The following is a 16,009-nucleotide window of genomic DNA, read 5'->3' on the forward strand; positions in this document are numbered from 1 at the left end:
GCGGCACCGCCGCGGACGCCGTGACGCAGCGGGCCGGACGACGGCCCCAGTGAAGGAGACGGACACTCATGCCAACGGGAAGGGGAGCGCGCACCATGGCCCTCACCGGCTTCCGACCGCGGCGGCTGCTGGTCGTCGTGGCGGCGCTGCTCTGCGCGCTGGTCGCGGGCGTCGCCCCGGCCAGCGCGCACGCCGCGCTGACCGGCAGCGACCCCGCGTCGGGATCGGTGGTGGCACACGCCCCCGAGCAGGTCGCGCTCACCTTCTCCGAGGGCGTGGCGATGGGCAACGACTCGCTGCGCGTGCTGGATCCGCAGGGCAAGCGGGTGGACCGCGGCAAGCTGCGCGACCTGTGTAGCGGCAGCACCGTCAAGTACGGGGCCGGGCTGCCGCCGGGGCTGCCCAACGGGACGTACACCGTCGCGTGGCAGGCGATCTCGGGGGACAGCCACCCGGTCTCCGGCGCCTTCACCTTCTCCATCGGGGCGCCGTCCAAGACCGCCGCCGCCCTTCCCCAAGAGCAGGTCGGCGGCGGCCTGGTGGGCGCGCTCTACCAGGTCGGCCGCTACCTCTCCTACGCCGGTTTCGTGCTGCTGGTCGGCGGCTCGGCGTTCGTGCTGGCCTGCCGTCCGACCGCCTCCCGGGTGCGGTCGGTGCAGCGGCTGGTCGTCCGGGGGTGGGCGCTGCTGACCGGCGCCACGCTGGCGCTGCTGTTGCTGCGCGCCCCGTACACCGGGTCCGGGAAGCTGGCCGACGTCCTCGACCTCGGCGGCCTCCAGGGGGCGTTGCTGACCAAGCCGGGCGCGGCACTGCTCTGCCGGCTGCTGTTGCTCGCCGCGGCGGCGCTGTTCGTGGCGGTGCTCTTCGGCTCCTACGCCCGGGCGCACGCACCGGCCGCCGACGGGCCGGAGCCGCCCAACGGCGCCGACGGCCCCGGCGGTTCCGAGGACTCCGACGGCCCCGAGGACGGCGCCGAGCGGCGCGCGGACCTGACCCTGGGGCTCGGTATCGGCGGGGCGGTGGTCGCCGTCGGGCTCGCCACCACCTGGGCGATCGCCGAGCACGCCTCGACCGGGCTCCAGCCCTTCGTGGCGATGCCCGTCGACGTGCTGCACCTGCTCGCGGTCGCCGGCTGGCTCGGCGGGCTGGCGGCCCTGTTGGTGTCCCTCTACTGGGGCCCGGCGATCGAGCGGGCCGCCGTCCGCCGGTTCTCCCGGATCGCCTTCGGCTCCGTCCTGACCCTGGTCGCCACCGGCCTCTACCAGTCCTGGCGGCAGGTCGGCACCTGGCGCGCGCTGGTCGACACCTCCTACGGGCAGTTGCTGTTGGTCAAGGTGGGGCTGGTGGTGGTCATGGTGGCCGTCGCCGGGCTGTCCCGACGGTGGACGGGGCGCCTGGCGGAGGCGGCGGGGGAGAACGGCTCGGCGCAGGCGGCGGATTCCGCGGCCCCGGCGCCCGAGCCCGCCACCGTCCCCGTCGGCGGCGCCGCTCCCGAGGACTCCGACGGCGCCGCCGTCGACCCGGTACGCGCCGCCCAACTGGCCCGCCAACGGGACGCGTTGGCCACCGCCCGCAAGAAGCGGGTCCGGGACGCCGACCCGGTGCGGCACGGGCTGCGCCGCTCCGTTCTGGCCGAGGCCGGCATCGCGGTGCTGCTGCTCGGCGTGACCACCGCCCTGACCACCACCGAACCGGCCCGCACCGAGGCGGCCGTGCAGGCCGCGCAGGCCGGGCAGTCCCCCGACGCCAACCAACCGCGGGTGCTGACCGTCCCGTTCGACACCGGCGGCCCGGGCGGCAAGGGCACCGCCCGCCTCGACCTCGACCCCGGGCGCAGCGGCGGCGGCAACGAGCTGCGGCTGCGGATCGCCGACCCGTCGGGGAAGGTCCGGGACGTCCCCGAGGTGAAGGTCTCCTTCACGCTCGCCGCCAAGAAGCTGGGGCCGCTGCCGGTCGCGCTCCGGCACAGCGGGACCGGCCACTGGACCGCCAGCGGCGTCCAACTCCCGGTCCCCGGGCGGTGGGAGCTCTCGCTGCTCGTCCGGACCTCCGACATCGACCAGGTGACCGAGACCAGAAACGTGACAATCAACTGATGAGCAAGCAGCAGGACGTCAAGGACACCCCGCAGGACGACGCCGCCCGCACCCCCGACGGGCCGTCCACCGCGGACGGCAGCACCGTGGAGCTCTCCCGCCGCCGCCTCTTGGGGACCGTCGGCGCGGCCGGCGCGACCGGGCTGGTCCTCGGCGGGGCCGGCGGCGCCCTCGGCGTCTCGGCCGCGCGGGCCATGGGCGATGACCCGCAGGCGCTGACCTCGATCGGGGCGACCGCGGTGCCGTTTCGGGCCTCGGGCGCCAAGCATCAGGCGGGCATCACCACCCCGCTCCAGGCCCGCGGCCATCTCGTCGCCTTCGACCTTGCGGCCGGCGCCGGCCGCAAGGAGGCGGCCGCGCTGCTGCGCCGCTGGACGCGCACCGCGCAGGAGTTGATGGCCGGGCGCACCCCGGCCGCCGACACCGATGTGGCGCTGGACGCCGGCCCGTCCTCGCTGACCGTCACCTTCGGCCTGGGCCACAGCTTCTTCGACCGGACCGGACTGGCCGGGCGCCGCCCGGTCCAGCTCGACCCGCTGCCGGGCTTCTCCGCCGACGCCCTCGACCCCAAGCGCAGCGACGGCGACCTCTGGATCCAGATCGGCGCCGACGACGCGCTGGTCGCCTTCCACGCGCTGCGCGCGCTCCAGAAGGAGGCGGCGGACACCGCCCGGCTGCGGTGGCAGATGAACGGCTTCAACCGCACCCCGGGCGCCACCGCGCACCCGATGACGGCCCGCAACCTCATGGGCCAGATCGACGGCACCAACAACCCCAAGCCGTCCCAACCCGACTTCGACCGGCGGATCTTCGTCGGCGCGGACACCCAGCAGGAGTGGATGCTCGGCGGTTCGTACGCGGTGGTGCGCCGCATCCGGATGCTGCTGGACGACTGGGAGAAGCGCTCCCGCACCGAGCAGGAGCGGGTCATAGGCCGGCGCAAGGACAACGGCGCCCCGCTGACCGGCGGCACCGAGACCACCCCGATGAAGCTGGACGCCACCGGCCCCGACGGGCTCCCGGTGATCCCCGCCAACGCGCACGCCCGGATCGCCGCCCCCGAGGCCAACCAGGGCTCGGCGATGCTGCGCCGCCCGTTCTCCTTCCACGACGGCTTCCGCGACGACGGCGCCCCGGACGCCGGGCTGCTCTTCGTCTGCTGGCAGGCCGATCCGCTGCGCGCCTTCACCCAGATCCAGCGGAAGCTGGACCGCGGTGACGCCCTCTCGCCGTTCCTGCGGCACGAGGCCAGCGGCCTGTACGCGGTGCCGCCGGCCCCGTCGGAGGGCGACTACGTGGCCCAGCCGCTGCTGGAGGGCTGACCACCGGCCCCGGCGTCGGGTGACCGGCGCGGGGCCGGATGACCGCTTGGTGGGACGCGTCCGCCGGCCCCCCGTCGGCTCGGTATCGTGACAGGGCAGGGCGGAAGACGGCGGGGCGCTCCCGCAGGCACGTGAGGGAGTCCACTTCCATGTCGGCCAGTCGCTATACCTATCTCGGTCCCGCGGGCACCTTCACGGAGGCGGCGCTGCGCACCCTCCCCGAGGCGGCGACCCGGGAACTGGTGCCGATGGTGTCGGTCTCGGCCGCGCTGGACGCGGTGCGCGCCGGCGAGGCCGCCGCCGCCCTGGTGCCGATCGAGAACTCCGTCGAGGGCGGGGTGACCACCACCCTCGACGAACTGGCCTCCGGCGAACCGCTGATGATCTACCGCGAGGTGCTGCTGCCGATCGCCTTCGCCCTCCTGGTCCGCCCGGGCACCGAGCTGGCCGACGTGAAGACGGTGACCGGGCACCCGGTCGCCCAGCCCCAGGTCCGCAGGTGGCTGGCGGCCCAACTCCCGGACGCGGTCTGGGAGTCGGCGGCCTCCAACGCCGACGGCGCGCGGCTGGTGCAGGAGGGCCGCTACGACGGCGCGTTCGCCGGGGAGTTCGCGGCCGCGACGTACGGGCTGACGCCGCTGGTCACCGACATCCACGACGCGCAGAACGCCACCACCCGCTTCGTCCTGGTCGGCCGCCCGGCCCGGCCCGCGGCGCCCACCGGCGCGGACAAGACCTCGGTGGTGCTGTGGCTGGCCGCCGACCACCCCGGCGCGCTGCTGGAGCTGCTCCAGGAGTACGCGGTCCGCGGCGTGAACATGATGCGGATCGAGTCCCGGCCGACCGGCGAGGGCATCGGCCGCTACTGCTTCTCGGTCGACTGCGAGGGGCACGTCACCGACCGCCGGGTGGGCGAGGTGCTGATGGGCCTCAAGCGGGTCTGCCGCGAGGTGCGGTTCCTCGGCTCGTACCCGCGGGCCGACGAGGTCAGCGCGAGCGTCCGGCCGCAGGTGACCGACACCGCGTTCACCGAGGCGTCGGACTGGCTGGCGCGCTGCCTGGACGGCCGAGGCTGAGCCGGTCCGCCCCCTACCGCCCGCGTTACGGGCTGTGACCTGCGCCTTCGGTGGGACCGGAGGCGCCGTTCCGGGGTGCCCTCCGACCGCCCCTGCGGTTGTCCACAAAGTTATCCACAGGCTCGCTTCTCGACCTGTGGGTAAGTCGACATGAGGGTCGGACGGAGTCGACATATCCCCCTAGTGACCCCAGATGCGTCCACAGTCACCCACAGTGGACCACTGGTGCGCGCGTCAGCACAATTCCCGCGATCAATCCTTTAGGGCGAGGTAATCCCACACGAAAGAGTGCGTGAACGGGGTTTGGACGAAGAATCCATAGCGAGCATTTCGGGTGCAGAATGATCAATTCCGGCTTCCACAGATCTCACACACAGCCTGTGGATAAGAATCCGCCAGCCCTGCCCTCCTGTGGACAACTCGGGGGATAACCTGGGCACAACCGCGGCGACGGGGCGCCGACCGCAAGAGAATGCATGCCGCGAATGCCCTTTTCGCGGCATGAACCGGGAATTCCGCAGGGCCTCACGAAGCGTCACGGCAACCGTCGGGACAACCGCCGCGACAACCGCCCCGACCGCCGCCCGCGAACGTTCCGTCGAGCCCTTTCCTCCTCGCCGCCACCGCACTTCCCCCTCGCTTCCCCGTCACGGAATAAATAACCGCAAAACGGGCAAAATGCCGCGCCGGTGAAGAGCGCGTCGAGGGGCGTCCGCGTCCCCGGTAGCCTGGTGGGGTGATTGACCTTCGCCTGCTCCGTGAGGACCCCGACCGTGTGCGCGCCTCCCAGCGCGCCCGTGGAGAGGACGTCGAGCTCGTCGACGCGCTCCTCTCCGCCGACGAGCGGCGCAGGTCGTCCGGCGTCCGCTTCGACGAGCTGCGCTCCGAGCAGAAGGCGCTCGGCAAGCTCATCCCCAAGGCCGCCGGCGAGGAGAAGGCCGAGCTGCTGAAGAAGGCCGGCGAGCTCGCCGCCGCCGTCAAGGCCGCCGACGCCGAGCAGGACGAGGCCAAGGAAGAGACCCAGGCGCTGCTGCGGAAGCTGGGCAACATCGTCCACCCCGACGTCCCGGTGGGCGGCGAGGAGGACTTCACGGTCCTGGAGACGCACGGCACCATCCGCGACTTCGCCGCCGAGGGCTTCACGCCCAAGGACCACCTGGAGATCGGCGAACTGCTCAGCGCCATCGACGTCGAGCGCGGCGCCAAGGTCTCGGGCTCGCGCTTCTACTACCTCACCGGCGTCGGCGCCCTGCTGGAGCTCGCGCTGGTCAACGCCGCCATCGCACAGGCCACCGAGGCCGGCTTCACGCCGATGCTGACGCCCGCCCTGGTCCGCCCGCGCGCCATGGAGGGCACCGGCTTCCTCGGCCAGGCCGCCGAGAACGTCTACCACCTGGAGCGCGACGACTACTACCTCGTCGGCACCTCCGAGGTCCCGCTCGCCGCGTACCACATGGACGAGATCGTCGAGGCCGAGCAACTGCCGCTGCGCTACGCCGGTTTCTCGCCGTGCTACCGCCGCGAGGCCGGCACCTACGGCAAGGACACCCGCGGCATCTTCCGGGTCCACCAGTTCGACAAGGTGGAGATGTTCTCCTACGTCGCGCCGGAGGACGCCGAGGCCGAGCACCGGCGGCTGCTGGAGTGGGAGAAGCAGTGGCTGACCTCCCTGGAGCTGCCGTTCCAGGTGATCGACGTCGCCACCGGCGACCTGGGGGCCTCCGCCTCCCGCAAGTTCGACTGCGAGGCGTGGATCCCGACCCAGGGCAAGTACCGCGAGCTGACCTCGGCGTCCAACTGCAACGAGTTCCAGGCCCGCCGCCTGTCGGTGCGGATGCGGGAGACCGCCGACGGCAAGCCGAAGGTCCGCCCGCTGGCCACGCTCAACGGCACGCTCTGCGCCGTCCCGCGGACCATCGTGGCGCTCTTCGAGAACCACCAGCAGCCCGACGGTTCGGTCCGCGTCCCCGAGGTGCTCCGCCCCTACCTGGGCGGCCGTGAGGTCCTGGAGCCCGTCGCCAAGTGAATTCCTCAGCCCCGGCGGGGTCGCCGCTGCCGTACAAGCTCATCGCGACGGACCTCGACGGGACGCTGCTGCGTCACGACGAGACCGTCTCCGAGCGCACCCGTGCGGCGCTCGCCGCGGCCACCGCGGCGGGCGCGGCGCACATCGTCGTCACCGGCCGGGCGGTGCCCTGGACCCGGCACATCCTCGACGCCCTGGACTACCGGGGCCTGGCGGTGTGCGGGCAGGGCGCGCAGGTCTACCACGCCGGCGAACAGCGGCTGTTGACCTCGGTGACCCTGGACCGCCAGCTCGCTGGCCTCGCGCTGTCCAAGATCGAGGCCGAGGTCGGCCCGCTCCACCTGGCCGCGAGCCGGGACGGCCTGGCCGGCGAGGTGCTGGTCACCCCCGGCTACGAGGTCCAGGAGGGCCCGCTGCCGCACCTCCCGGTCGACGACCCGGGCGAGCTGTGGGCCGCGCCGCTCAACAAGGTCTACCTCCAGCACCCGACGCTGGACGACGACGCACTGGCCGACGCCGCCCGGCAGGTCGCCGGCGACCTGGTCGGCATCATGGTCGCCGGGCCCCGGATCGTCGAACTGCTGCCGCTGGGCCTGACCAAGGCCACCGGCCTCTCGCTGGCCGCCCGCCGCCTGGGCCTCACGGCGAGGGACACCATCGCCTTCGGCGACATGCCCAACGACGTCCCGATGTTCGGCTGGGCCGCGCACGGCGTGGCGATGGCCGACGCCCACGACGAACTCAAGGCCGTCGCCGACGAGATCACCGCCTCCAACGAGGACGACGGCATCGCCGTGGTCCTGGAGCGGCTCTACTCCTGACGGCCCCCGGGCGGCGGTGCGCCGCCGCCCGGCCCCGCCTTCCCCGAGGTCCCGCCCTCGATCGAGCAGGGACCCTCGTCCTGGGGCCCGACCCGCGCCGCCGGGGTCAGCGGCCAGCAGGCAAAGCCCATCGCCAGGGCGATGGCATGCCCGAAGTCGGTGAAGGTCGCGCCGGTCACCAACGGCACCCCGAAGAAGGCCAGCACCCCGACGAGGTAGGCGTAGCGCCAGGGCGACGGCAGCCGGTAGGTCAGCACGCCGGCCGCGGCGGCCAGCCCGTAGGAGACGCCGATGTCGACGACGTGGGTCATCGAGCGCGGCAGCCGGTGGCCCTCGATGGCCAGCAGCACCAGCTCCTGACTGGCCAGGGTGGCCGCGATGTGCGCCGCGCCGACCGTCAGCAGCCAGCGCCAACTCCCCATCCAGCGCTCGACGTTGGCGTGCACCAGCTCGAACATCACCGCGTACAGCAGGAACGAGCCCGGCCGCTCGATCCAGAACCCGCTGATCAGCAGGGCCGGCACCGGGTGCTCGTTCAGCTCGTGGATGTTGCTGCTGTTGCGGTGCAGGAGGAACTGCTCAAGGCCCTCGGAGGCCGAGGCGATCACCAGGCTGGTGACCCCGATGATCAGCAGCCAGATGTGGGTCCCGGGCGCCGAACGCACCCAGTCCCACACCAGGTCCCTCGCCCGGACCACCAGGTCCCGGGGCGGCGGTGGCTTCATCGGCGGCTCCTCGTCGTGACGGGGGCGAGGTAGGGGCCCGGTCCCTTGAGGTGCCGGATGCGGGGCGCGCTCTCCATCGTCCGCACGCCGGGGAGGGCCGCGATCCGGGTCGTCAGGTAGGTGTAGAGCGCGCCGGTGTCCCGGCACAGGATGGACGCGAAGAGGTTGTGCGGCCCGGTGGTGGCGCCGGCGAACGCGACCTCCGGATGCGCCGCCAACGCCTCGCCGGTGGCGGCGAGTTCGGCGGGCGCGACCGACAGCCACAGGGCGACCATCACCCCGTACCCGTACTCGTGTTGAGCGTAGTCGACGTCGTAGTACAGGACGCCGTCCGACCGGAGGGACGCAAGGCGGCGGCGGACGGTGGTGGGCGACCAGCCGGTGATCGCGGCCAGTTCGGCGAGCGGGGCGCGACCGTCCCGGCCGAGCGCCTCGAACAGCCGGCGGTCGGCGTCCGAGAGCGCCACCGGCTCGTCGGGCGGCCGGGGCGGCGGCGGGCTCAGCCGGGCGACCTCCTCCTCGGTCAGCGCGCCGGACTTGCTGACCGCGCTCTGTGGGCCGCCGTAGAACTCGTGCAGCAGGCAGTGCGCGGTCACCCCGACCACGCTGGGGGTGCGCGGCAGCTTCTGGAGCAGCAGCGCGTCGCTGTGCTCGCTGCTGGACGCCCGGCACACCGCGGCGATCTCGGTGCCGCCGGACATCAGGCTGACCCAGGAGGTGTCCGAGCGGCGGGCCAGCGCCTCGGCGACCGGCAGCGCGGCGTCCGGCGCGCACTGCACCCGCACCATCCACTCCACCTCGCCCAGCGCCCGCGGCTCGGCCAGTCCCAGCACCCGGAACGCGCCGGAGCTCCGGTGCCGGGTGTAGCGCCGGGCGATGGTCTGGTCGGAGACGCCCAGCACCGCGGCGATCCGGCTGAAGGAGGCCCGGCCGTCGGTCTGGAGGGCCTGGATGAGCCGGCGGTCGAGGTCGTCGAACGGCGAAGTCCGGGGGGCGGAACCGTCGGTTTTCACCGTTGGAGGCTAACCCGTGTCGGATTGCGCCGCCGGCAGCGCCGTGGCTGGGGGAGCGGGCCGGGCCCGACGGAGAGTGGACCACCGGCCGGGCGCCCTGCCCGGCCGTCGGAACGACATGCACCACCCAACGGAGGAAATGATCATGCGGTACGCCCCTGGGGCGCGCGGCAAATGGTGGCCCCTGGTGGCCATCACCCTCGGCAACTTCATGCTGCTCGTCGACGTGACGATCGTGAACACCGCGCTGCCCAAGATCGCCGACGGCCTGGGCGCCTCCTTCACCTCCCTCCAGTGGGTGCTGGACGCCTATGCGCTGGCGCTGGCCGCGCTGTTGATGGTGGCGGGCTCGGCGGCCGACCTCTTCGGGCGGCGCCGCGTCTACGTCGGCGGGCTGGTGCTGTTCGCCCTCGCCTCGCTGGCCTGCGGACTGGCGCCCGGCCCGGACCTGTTGGTCGCGGCCCGGGTCGTGCAGGGCGTCGGCGCGGCGGCGATGTTCGCCAGCAACACCCCGCTGCTGATGGCCGCCTACCAGGGCCGGGACCGCGGCGTGGCGTTCGGCATCTGGGGCGGCACCAGCGGGGCGGCGGCCGCGGTCGGCCCCGTGCTGGGCGGGATGCTCACCGAGTGGACCGACTGGCGGGCGATCTTCCTGGTCAACCTGCCGCTGACCGCCGTCGCCGTCTGGCTGTCCCTGCGGCACCTGAACGAGTCCTACGGCGACCCCGACCGCGCGCGCGGCGGCGCCGGCGGCCCCTCCGCCCTGGCCCGCATCGACTGGCCGGGCGCCCTCTCCTTCACGCTCTGCGCGGGCGCGCTGACGTACGGGCTGATGCGCGGCGGCGAGCACGGTTGGACGGAGAGCTGGACGCTGGCCGCGCTGGCGCTCGCCGTCCTGGCGCTGCTGGTGTTCGTGGTGGCGGAACGGCGCACCGCCGCCCCGCTGCTGGACCTTCGGCTGCTGCGCCGCCCGTCGTTCGCGGTGCTGATGGCGGCGGCGCTGCTGATGCAGGCGGCGGCCTTCCCGTACCTGACGTTCGTGGGCCTGTGGGCGCAGAACCTGCTCGGCCTCAGCCCGATCGGGGCGGGGCTGGCGGTGACCCCGATGGCGCTGATGTCCCTGTTGGTCGGCGCCTTCGGCGGCCGGTGGCTGCAGCGCCTGGCGCCCCAACTCCCGCTCGGCATCGGCGTGCTGCTGATCGGCGCGGGCGGCCTGCTGCACGCCGCGCTGCTCGGCACCGGGTCCGACTGGGCGACCCTGATCCCCGGCCTGGCGGTGAGCGGGCTCGGCGTCGGCGCGGCGATGCCGGTGTTGGTGTCGGCGGCGCTGGGCGCGGCCCCGCCGCAGCGGGCCGGGATGGCGAGCGGTGCGGTGAACACCTTCCGCCAGCTCGGGTTCGCGTTCGGCATCGCGGTCCTGGGGACGGTCTTCGGCAACGCGCTGAGCGACTCCGGGGCCGCGACGGGCGGCCGGGGCGCGCTCGCCGCCGGCTACCTCTCCGGGCTGCGGGACATCACGCTGATCTCCGGCCTGGTGGCGGTCGTCACCGGCCTGTTGGTCCTCGCGGTGGTCCGGCGCGCGCCGCGCGCGGACAACGGGTCCGCACCCGGCTCCCGTACGGGCGGCCACCGCGCGCAGGGCGCGCCCACGGGCGAGCGGGCACCAGCCGAGGCATGACCCCGTAGGACGGCCGGGCGGGCGGGTCGGCACCCGGAACCGCACGGCCGTCCGCGGTTCCGGGTTGCCGCCCTGGGCCCTGTGAACGATCGTCCCGGGGCGCCACTTGCAAGTCAATCCTCGGGTTTCCTTTCAAATCCCTTAGCCAGGGCTTGGGTTGGCATCGGACCGCGGGCTAGGTCCTGTCGTCAAACTCCCGTCGTCCGCCCGAAGGGCGGGCCGGGCGCCGGACGGCAGACAGGAGTTTGACGACAGGGCCTAGCGTGGCCCGGTGACCCTCGACGATCTGCGGGCCTTCGTGGCCGTCTGCGAGGCGGGCAGCCTCAGCGCCGTCGCCCGCGACCTGGGCTGTACCCAGTCCGCCGTCAGCCAGCGCGTCAAGCGCCTCGAACGGGAGGCGGGCATCGGCCTGTTGGAGCGCCGACCGCGCGGGGTGGCGCCGACCGCCGCGGGCCGCATCCTGCACCGCGCGGCCCTCGACGGCCTGGGCGCGCTGGACCTGGCGCTGCGCCGGCTCGCCGACATGCGCCGGGGCGACGGCGGGACGGTCCGGGTCACCACCGGCGCCACCACCGTCCGGCACTTCATGTCCGACGCGGTGGTGGCCTTCCGGGACCGGCAGCCGCACGTCAACTTGGAGTTCCACACCGAGAGTTCCAGCCGCCGCTGCTTCGAGGCGGTCGCGGACGGCGACTGTGACCTCGCCTGGATCACCATCGGCCCGCCCGTACGGGGCATCGAGCAACACCCGGTGATCGGCCTGCCGTGGGTGCTCGCGGTGCCCGCCGACGATCCGCTCGCCGCCCGCGACCGCATCGAACCGGACGAGCTCGCCGGCCTCCGCCTCATCCGGCTGCCGGAGAACTCCACCTCCCGGATGCGCCTGGACGGCCATCTCGGCCACCGGGACGGCGCGTTGGCGCCCGGGGACGAGCTGCCGGGACCCAGCGCCACCAGCGTCGCCGACTGGGACACCGCGCTGCTGCTCGCCGAGCTCGGCGTCGGCCCCGCCGTCGTCCCCCGCCTCCCCGGCCACCGGGCCACCGCCGGGCACCCGGGCCTGCGCCTGGTGCCGATACCGGCGCTGCCGCCGCTGACGACCGGGTGGGCGGTGCGGCAGTGGGCGGCGCTCGGCCCGGCGGCGGTGGAGTTCGCCGAGACGGTGAACCGGTGGCTGACGGGCGGGACTTCGACTGACGGAGGCCGAACCGCAGGTCCTTGAGCGCGGTGATGCGGTTGAGAGCCGGGCGAGCTGGCCGGCCGCGGAGCAGCGATAGCCGGTGACGGGGTCGGTACGGGCCGGCGCACGCACACCCTCAGGGCCGGCGCAACCGCAGCGCAACGCCGAGGTCCGGTCACCGTCCGCCGGCATCCCGGCAGCACGGAGCGACCGGCACGCGCACTTCCGGCCGCACGCTCCGGCCGGCGATGGCAGCATCGCGTCAAGTCCGGTCCGCAAAGCGTCAACGAAGCGTCATGGAGCGGCCGAAGGACCCCCGCAGCGGGCATAGCGTCAGTGCCCGAGCCCCGGCATACGCGCAGTCCACCAACGGTCCGGGGCCGCCGTCCCGTCGAGGAGCAACGACGTGTCCCACCATCACCCCGCGGAAGACCCCGAGCCTGCTGATCGCGTCCCGGCCGGGCCTCTCTTCGTACCCGTCCGGTCGGGACCCGCGGGCTGCACCGCCCGCCTGTTCCGTACGCCGCTCGGCGGCCGCACGGCCGTCGGCTTCACCTCACTCCAGCGACTGACCGAGGTTCTCGGCGGCGGCCAGCCCTGGGTGCGGCTCTCCGAGCCCGCGCTGCGTGCGCTGGCCGAGCCCGTCGGCGCGACCACCGTGACCGTCGACCCGCGCTTCGCCCCCGACCTCGCCCGCGACGGCCGGGCCTTCCCCGACGCCCGCGACCCGCGGCCGGTCCGCGACGTCGCCCGCGACCCGCGCCTGACCACCGACGTCCTGCGCGCCCCCCGCCTCACCCCGGCACCCCGCATCCCCCGTAGCAGTCGTCTACGGGCCGTCTGAGGAAGCGGCACCCCCACCATGAGCCACACCACCCTGCCCCGGACGGCCGGCACCCCGGCAACGCCCGCACCGCGCACACCGGCCCCGCGCCCGTCCGCTTCCCCGGACGCCGACGCGCTCGCCATCTGGCCCGCCTCCACCGTGCCCCTCGCCGACGCGGACCTCTCCCTCGGCGGCGTCGCGCTCACCGAACTCGCCGACCACTTCGGCACCCCCGCCTACATCCTGGACGAGGACGAGGTACGCAACCGCTGCCGCGCCTACCTCCGCGCCTTCCCCGACGCCGACGTCTACTACGCGGCCAAGGCGTTCCTGTGCCGCGCCATGGCGCACTGGGTCGCGGAGGAGGGCCTGGGCCTGGACGTCTGCTCCGCCGGCGAACTGGAACTCGCCGTCACCACCGGTTTCCCGCCCGAGCGCATCGTGCTGCACGGCAACGCCAAGAGCCCCACCGACCTACGGGCCGCGCTGCGGCTCGGCGTCGGCCGGATCGTCATCGACAGCACCTCCGAGATCGCCCGGCTGGCCGCCGCGGTCCCGGTGGGCAGCCGGCAGAAGGTGCTGATCCGGGTCGTCCCGGGCATCGCCGCCGGCGGCCACGCCAAGATCCGCACCGGCACCGAGGACCAGAAGTTCGGGCTCTCCCTCGCCGACGGCTCCGCCCAGCACGCCATCACCCGCGTCCTGGGCCAGCCGCGCCTCGAACTCGTCGGCCTGCACTGCCACTTGGGCTCCCAGATCACCGCCGTCAAGCCCTATCTGTCGGCCGTGCGCCGGCTGGTCGGCCTGCTGGCCCGGGTCCACGAGCAGCACGGCGTGGTCCTGCCCGAGCTAGACCTCGGCGGCGGCCACGGCGTCGCGTACCGCCCGGGCGAGCCCACCCTCGACGTGGCCAGCCTCGCCACCAAGGTCCGGGCCGAACTGGCCGGCGGCTGCGCGGCGGCCGGCCTCCCGGTGCCGCGGCTGGCCATCGAGCCGGGCCGGGCCATCGTCGGCCCCGCGGGCGTCGTCCTCTACCGGGTGCTCGCCGTCAAGCGCACCGGCTCCACCACCTTCGTCGCGGTGGACGGCGGGATGAGCGACAACCCGCGGCCCGCGCTCTACGGGGTCCGCTACGCGCCCCGGCTGGTCGGCCGCCACTCGGCCGCGGCGACCGAGCCGGTCACCGTCGTCGGCCGGCACTGCGAGGCCGGCGACGTGCTCGCCTCCGACGTCCAGCTGCCCTCCGACGTCCGCCCCGGCGACCTGCTCGCGGTCCCCGTGGCCGGCGCCTACCACCTGTCGATGGCCTCCGGCTACAACCTCGTCGGCCGCCCGCCGGTCGTCGCGGTCACCTCGGGCCACGCCCGGCTCCTGGTCCGCCGGGAGTCCCTGGCGGACATCCAGGAACGGGACATCGGGCTCTGATGCGAGCCCTGTTGCGGGCTCCGTTCCGGGCTCTGTTGCGGGCTCCGCTGCGGAGTCTGAAGCGGGGGCTCATGCGCCATGCGTTCAGGGCCCACCCGCAGCGGCCCTGACCCCCAACCCCCCGGTGGAGGCGCGCCTGTTCAAGGCCCCTCCACCGGGGGCATCACCGCGTGAGCGGTCCCCGGGAGGTGTCCCGGCCTCCACCAGGGGCATCGGCCTCCACCGGGGGCATCGGCTCCCCGCCCGGGTTCCAGGCCGCCAGGAAGGCCGACTGGCGGGCCAGATCGACCAGTTCGACCCGGGCGCCGATGCTCCCCACCCGGTGGTACGCGAACGGCCGCCCGTAGGGGCACCCGCTGAACTCCTCCGGGAGCCCCGCCGCCGCCAGCCGCCGTCCGCCGTCCTCGATCGACCGCGTCCAGAACCCCAGGTGGTCGAAGCGCGCCCCCTCGGACACGTCCCACGGGCCGCCCGGCGCCGCCGGCTCGATCAGCTCGATGTACGGCGGGGTGCCCCGCGTGAAGGCGATCCGGAAGTCCCACTCCCCGATCCGGTCCGCCCGCGGGGCGCTGAACTCGACGCCGGCCGCCGCCCCCAAGTCCCGTATCGCCGCGGCCATATCGGGCACGACGAAGCACACGTGATAGAAACTGCCGGCCATCTTTTCCCCGCTTCGTGGTTCTTGGTCCCTGGGATCTGGACCCTGGACCCTGGTCCCCGATCTGGTCTTCTCTGGTCTTTCTCTGATCTTTCTCAGATTCTTTCTCTGGGGCTTGTCCGGTCTACCGTCGCAGTCTCGCGTCCGGTCCCGCGGGTGCGTGGGGCTTCCCGCGGGACACCAGGCCGCCATCCCACCCGCAGAACATTTAGCTGGCCCATGAAACAGTCAGTTGTAGGATGACTGGGCAACTGTGGCCACACGCCACACACGACTCAACGGTCACGGGCTCACAGACACCACACGACGTGACGTGACACGACAACGACGCGACGCGACGCGACAGACGTGACGTGGCACGACGCGTCGCGACGCTACGCACAGGACAGGCACGGGAACAGGCGATGGCACTCAAGGCAGCAGGACGGCAATCCCTCGTCGACACGGTCGTCGAGGCCCTCCGCTCCCAGCTCACCGCCGGCGAGTGGCAGGTCGGCACCCGCATCCCCACCGAGCACGCCCTCGCCGAACAGCTCCAGGTCGGCCGCAACACCGTCCGAGAGGCGGTGCGCGTGCTCGTCCACGCCGGGATGCTCCGCTCGCGCCAGGGCGAGGGCACCTTCGTCGTCTCCACCGCGGACCCGGCGGAGATCATGCGCGGCGTCCAACGGGCCGGCATCCGCGACGTCTTGGAGCTGCGCATCGCCCTGGAGGCGGAGGCCGCCCGGCTGGCCGCGCTCCGCCACGAGCCCGCCGACCTGGACCGGATGCGGGCGGCCCTGGACGCCCAGGTCGAGCTGGAGGACGCCGAGGGCCAGCCCCACTCCGGCAGCCTGGAGCTCTACGCCGACCACGACATCGCCTTCCACAAGGCCGTCGTCGAGGCCGCGCACAACACCGCGTTGACGGCGACCTACGGCTGGTTCAGCAGCTCCGTTCGGGAGGCGCTGGTCACCGCCCTCGACGACCAGGCGATGCCGAAGATCGTGCACGGCGACCACCGCGCCGTCCTGGACGCGATCGCCCACGGCGACCCGGACGCCGCCGAACGCGCCACCCGCGCCCTCCTGGACAAGCCCAAACGCGCCGTAGAGGCCCTCCTCGCCGCCACCGACAACTGACCCGCGGCGCTTCCCCCTTCCCCTCTACTTCCCCAACTCCCT

13 protein-coding genes are annotated in these 16,009 nt (G+C 73.7%); 10 read left to right on the top strand and 3 right to left on the bottom strand.

The window, feature by feature from the left end:
• Positions 1-95: 95 nt before the first annotated feature.
• From ACFVFQ_RS14765 to ACFVFQ_RS14785, 5 genes are all read left to right on the top strand, one after another.
• The gene (locus tag ACFVFQ_RS14765) at positions 96-2,096 is read left to right on the top strand and encodes a copper resistance protein CopC (protein ID WP_383415018.1); all 2,001 of its coding nucleotides are present in this window, start codon (positions 96-98) and stop codon (positions 2,094-2,096) included.
• Entirely contained in the window at positions 2,096-3,418 is a 1,323-nt protein-coding gene (gene efeB / locus ACFVFQ_RS14770) for an iron uptake transporter deferrochelatase/peroxidase subunit (protein ID WP_383414573.1), read from the top strand. Before ACFVFQ_RS14765 ends, efeB begins: the two co-directional genes overlap by 1 nt.
• 149 nt (positions 3,419-3,567) lie before the next feature.
• Complete coding sequence (gene pheA, locus ACFVFQ_RS14775; protein ID WP_383414576.1) at positions 3,568-4,494, top strand: prephenate dehydratase; 927 nt, start codon at positions 3,568-3,570, stop codon at positions 4,492-4,494.
• A gap of 736 nt (positions 4,495-5,230) precedes the next feature.
• A complete protein-coding gene (gene serS, locus ACFVFQ_RS14780; protein ID WP_383414583.1) occupies positions 5,231-6,520 on the top strand; it encodes a serine--tRNA ligase in 1,290 nt (429 codons plus the stop codon).
• Positions 6,517-7,341 (top strand): HAD family hydrolase, encoded by an 825-nt coding sequence (locus tag ACFVFQ_RS14785; RefSeq protein WP_383414588.1) that lies wholly within the window; start codon positions 6,517-6,519, stop codon positions 7,339-7,341. The genes serS and ACFVFQ_RS14785 overlap by 4 nt, the downstream gene beginning before the upstream one ends.
• Here ACFVFQ_RS14785 and ACFVFQ_RS14790 read toward each other — a convergent pair.
• Together ACFVFQ_RS14790 and ACFVFQ_RS14795 are read right to left on the bottom strand one after the other, a co-directional pair.
• Positions 7,332-8,066 carry a rhomboid-like protein gene (locus tag ACFVFQ_RS14790; protein ID WP_383414591.1) on the bottom strand — a complete coding sequence of 245 codons (735 nt, stop codon included), beginning with the start codon at positions 8,064-8,066 and terminating at the stop codon, positions 7,332-7,334. The two genes, ACFVFQ_RS14785 and ACFVFQ_RS14790, sit on opposite strands and share 10 nt — an antisense overlap.
• Positions 8,063-9,079: an Lrp/AsnC family transcriptional regulator gene (locus tag ACFVFQ_RS14795; RefSeq protein ID WP_383414594.1), complete on the bottom strand. Its 1,017-nt coding sequence runs from the start codon at positions 9,077-9,079 to the stop codon at positions 8,063-8,065. The genes ACFVFQ_RS14790 and ACFVFQ_RS14795 overlap by 4 nt, the downstream gene beginning before the upstream one ends.
• A gap of 139 nt (positions 9,080-9,218) precedes the next feature.
• On the opposite strand from ACFVFQ_RS14795, the gene ACFVFQ_RS14800 reads away from it, so the two are divergent.
• The 4 genes from ACFVFQ_RS14800 to lysA all read left to right on the top strand — a co-directional run bounded on the left by ACFVFQ_RS14800 (position 9,219) and on the right by lysA (position 14,188).
• Positions 9,219-10,757, top strand: a complete 1,539-nt coding sequence (locus tag ACFVFQ_RS14800) for an MFS transporter (RefSeq protein WP_383415021.1) — start codon at positions 9,219-9,221, stop codon at positions 10,755-10,757.
• Between the two features lie 271 nt (positions 10,758-11,028).
• Complete coding sequence (locus ACFVFQ_RS14805) at positions 11,029-11,979, top strand: LysR family transcriptional regulator (RefSeq protein ID WP_383414597.1); 951 nt, start codon at positions 11,029-11,031, stop codon at positions 11,977-11,979.
• A gap of 364 nt (positions 11,980-12,343) precedes the next feature.
• Complete coding sequence (locus ACFVFQ_RS14810) at positions 12,344-12,781, top strand: SAV_915 family protein (protein ID WP_383414600.1); 438 nt, start codon at positions 12,344-12,346, stop codon at positions 12,779-12,781.
• Between the two features lie 18 nt (positions 12,782-12,799).
• Positions 12,800-14,188 carry a diaminopimelate decarboxylase gene (gene lysA, locus ACFVFQ_RS14815; protein ID WP_383414603.1) on the top strand — a complete coding sequence of 463 codons (1,389 nt, stop codon included), beginning with the start codon at positions 12,800-12,802 and terminating at the stop codon, positions 14,186-14,188.
• Positions 14,189-14,351: 163 nt separating this feature from the next.
• Here lysA and ACFVFQ_RS14820 read toward each other — a convergent pair whose 3' ends face one another.
• Complete coding sequence (locus ACFVFQ_RS14820; RefSeq protein ID WP_383414606.1) at positions 14,352-14,849, bottom strand: VOC family protein; 498 nt, start codon at positions 14,847-14,849, stop codon at positions 14,352-14,354.
• Positions 14,850-15,250: 401 nt separating this feature from the next.
• Here ACFVFQ_RS14820 and ACFVFQ_RS14825 point away from each other — a divergent pair, with 401 nt between their 5' ends.
• Positions 15,251-15,967, top strand: coding sequence for a FadR/GntR family transcriptional regulator (locus ACFVFQ_RS14825; protein WP_383414609.1), 717 nt, complete (start codon positions 15,251-15,253; stop codon positions 15,965-15,967).
• Positions 15,968-16,009: the final 42 nt, after the last annotated feature.

The sequence above is a fragment of the Streptomyces sp. NPDC057743 genome, from assembly GCF_042798755.1.
Classification (GTDB): domain Bacteria; phylum Actinomycetota; class Actinomycetes; order Streptomycetales; family Streptomycetaceae; genus Streptomyces.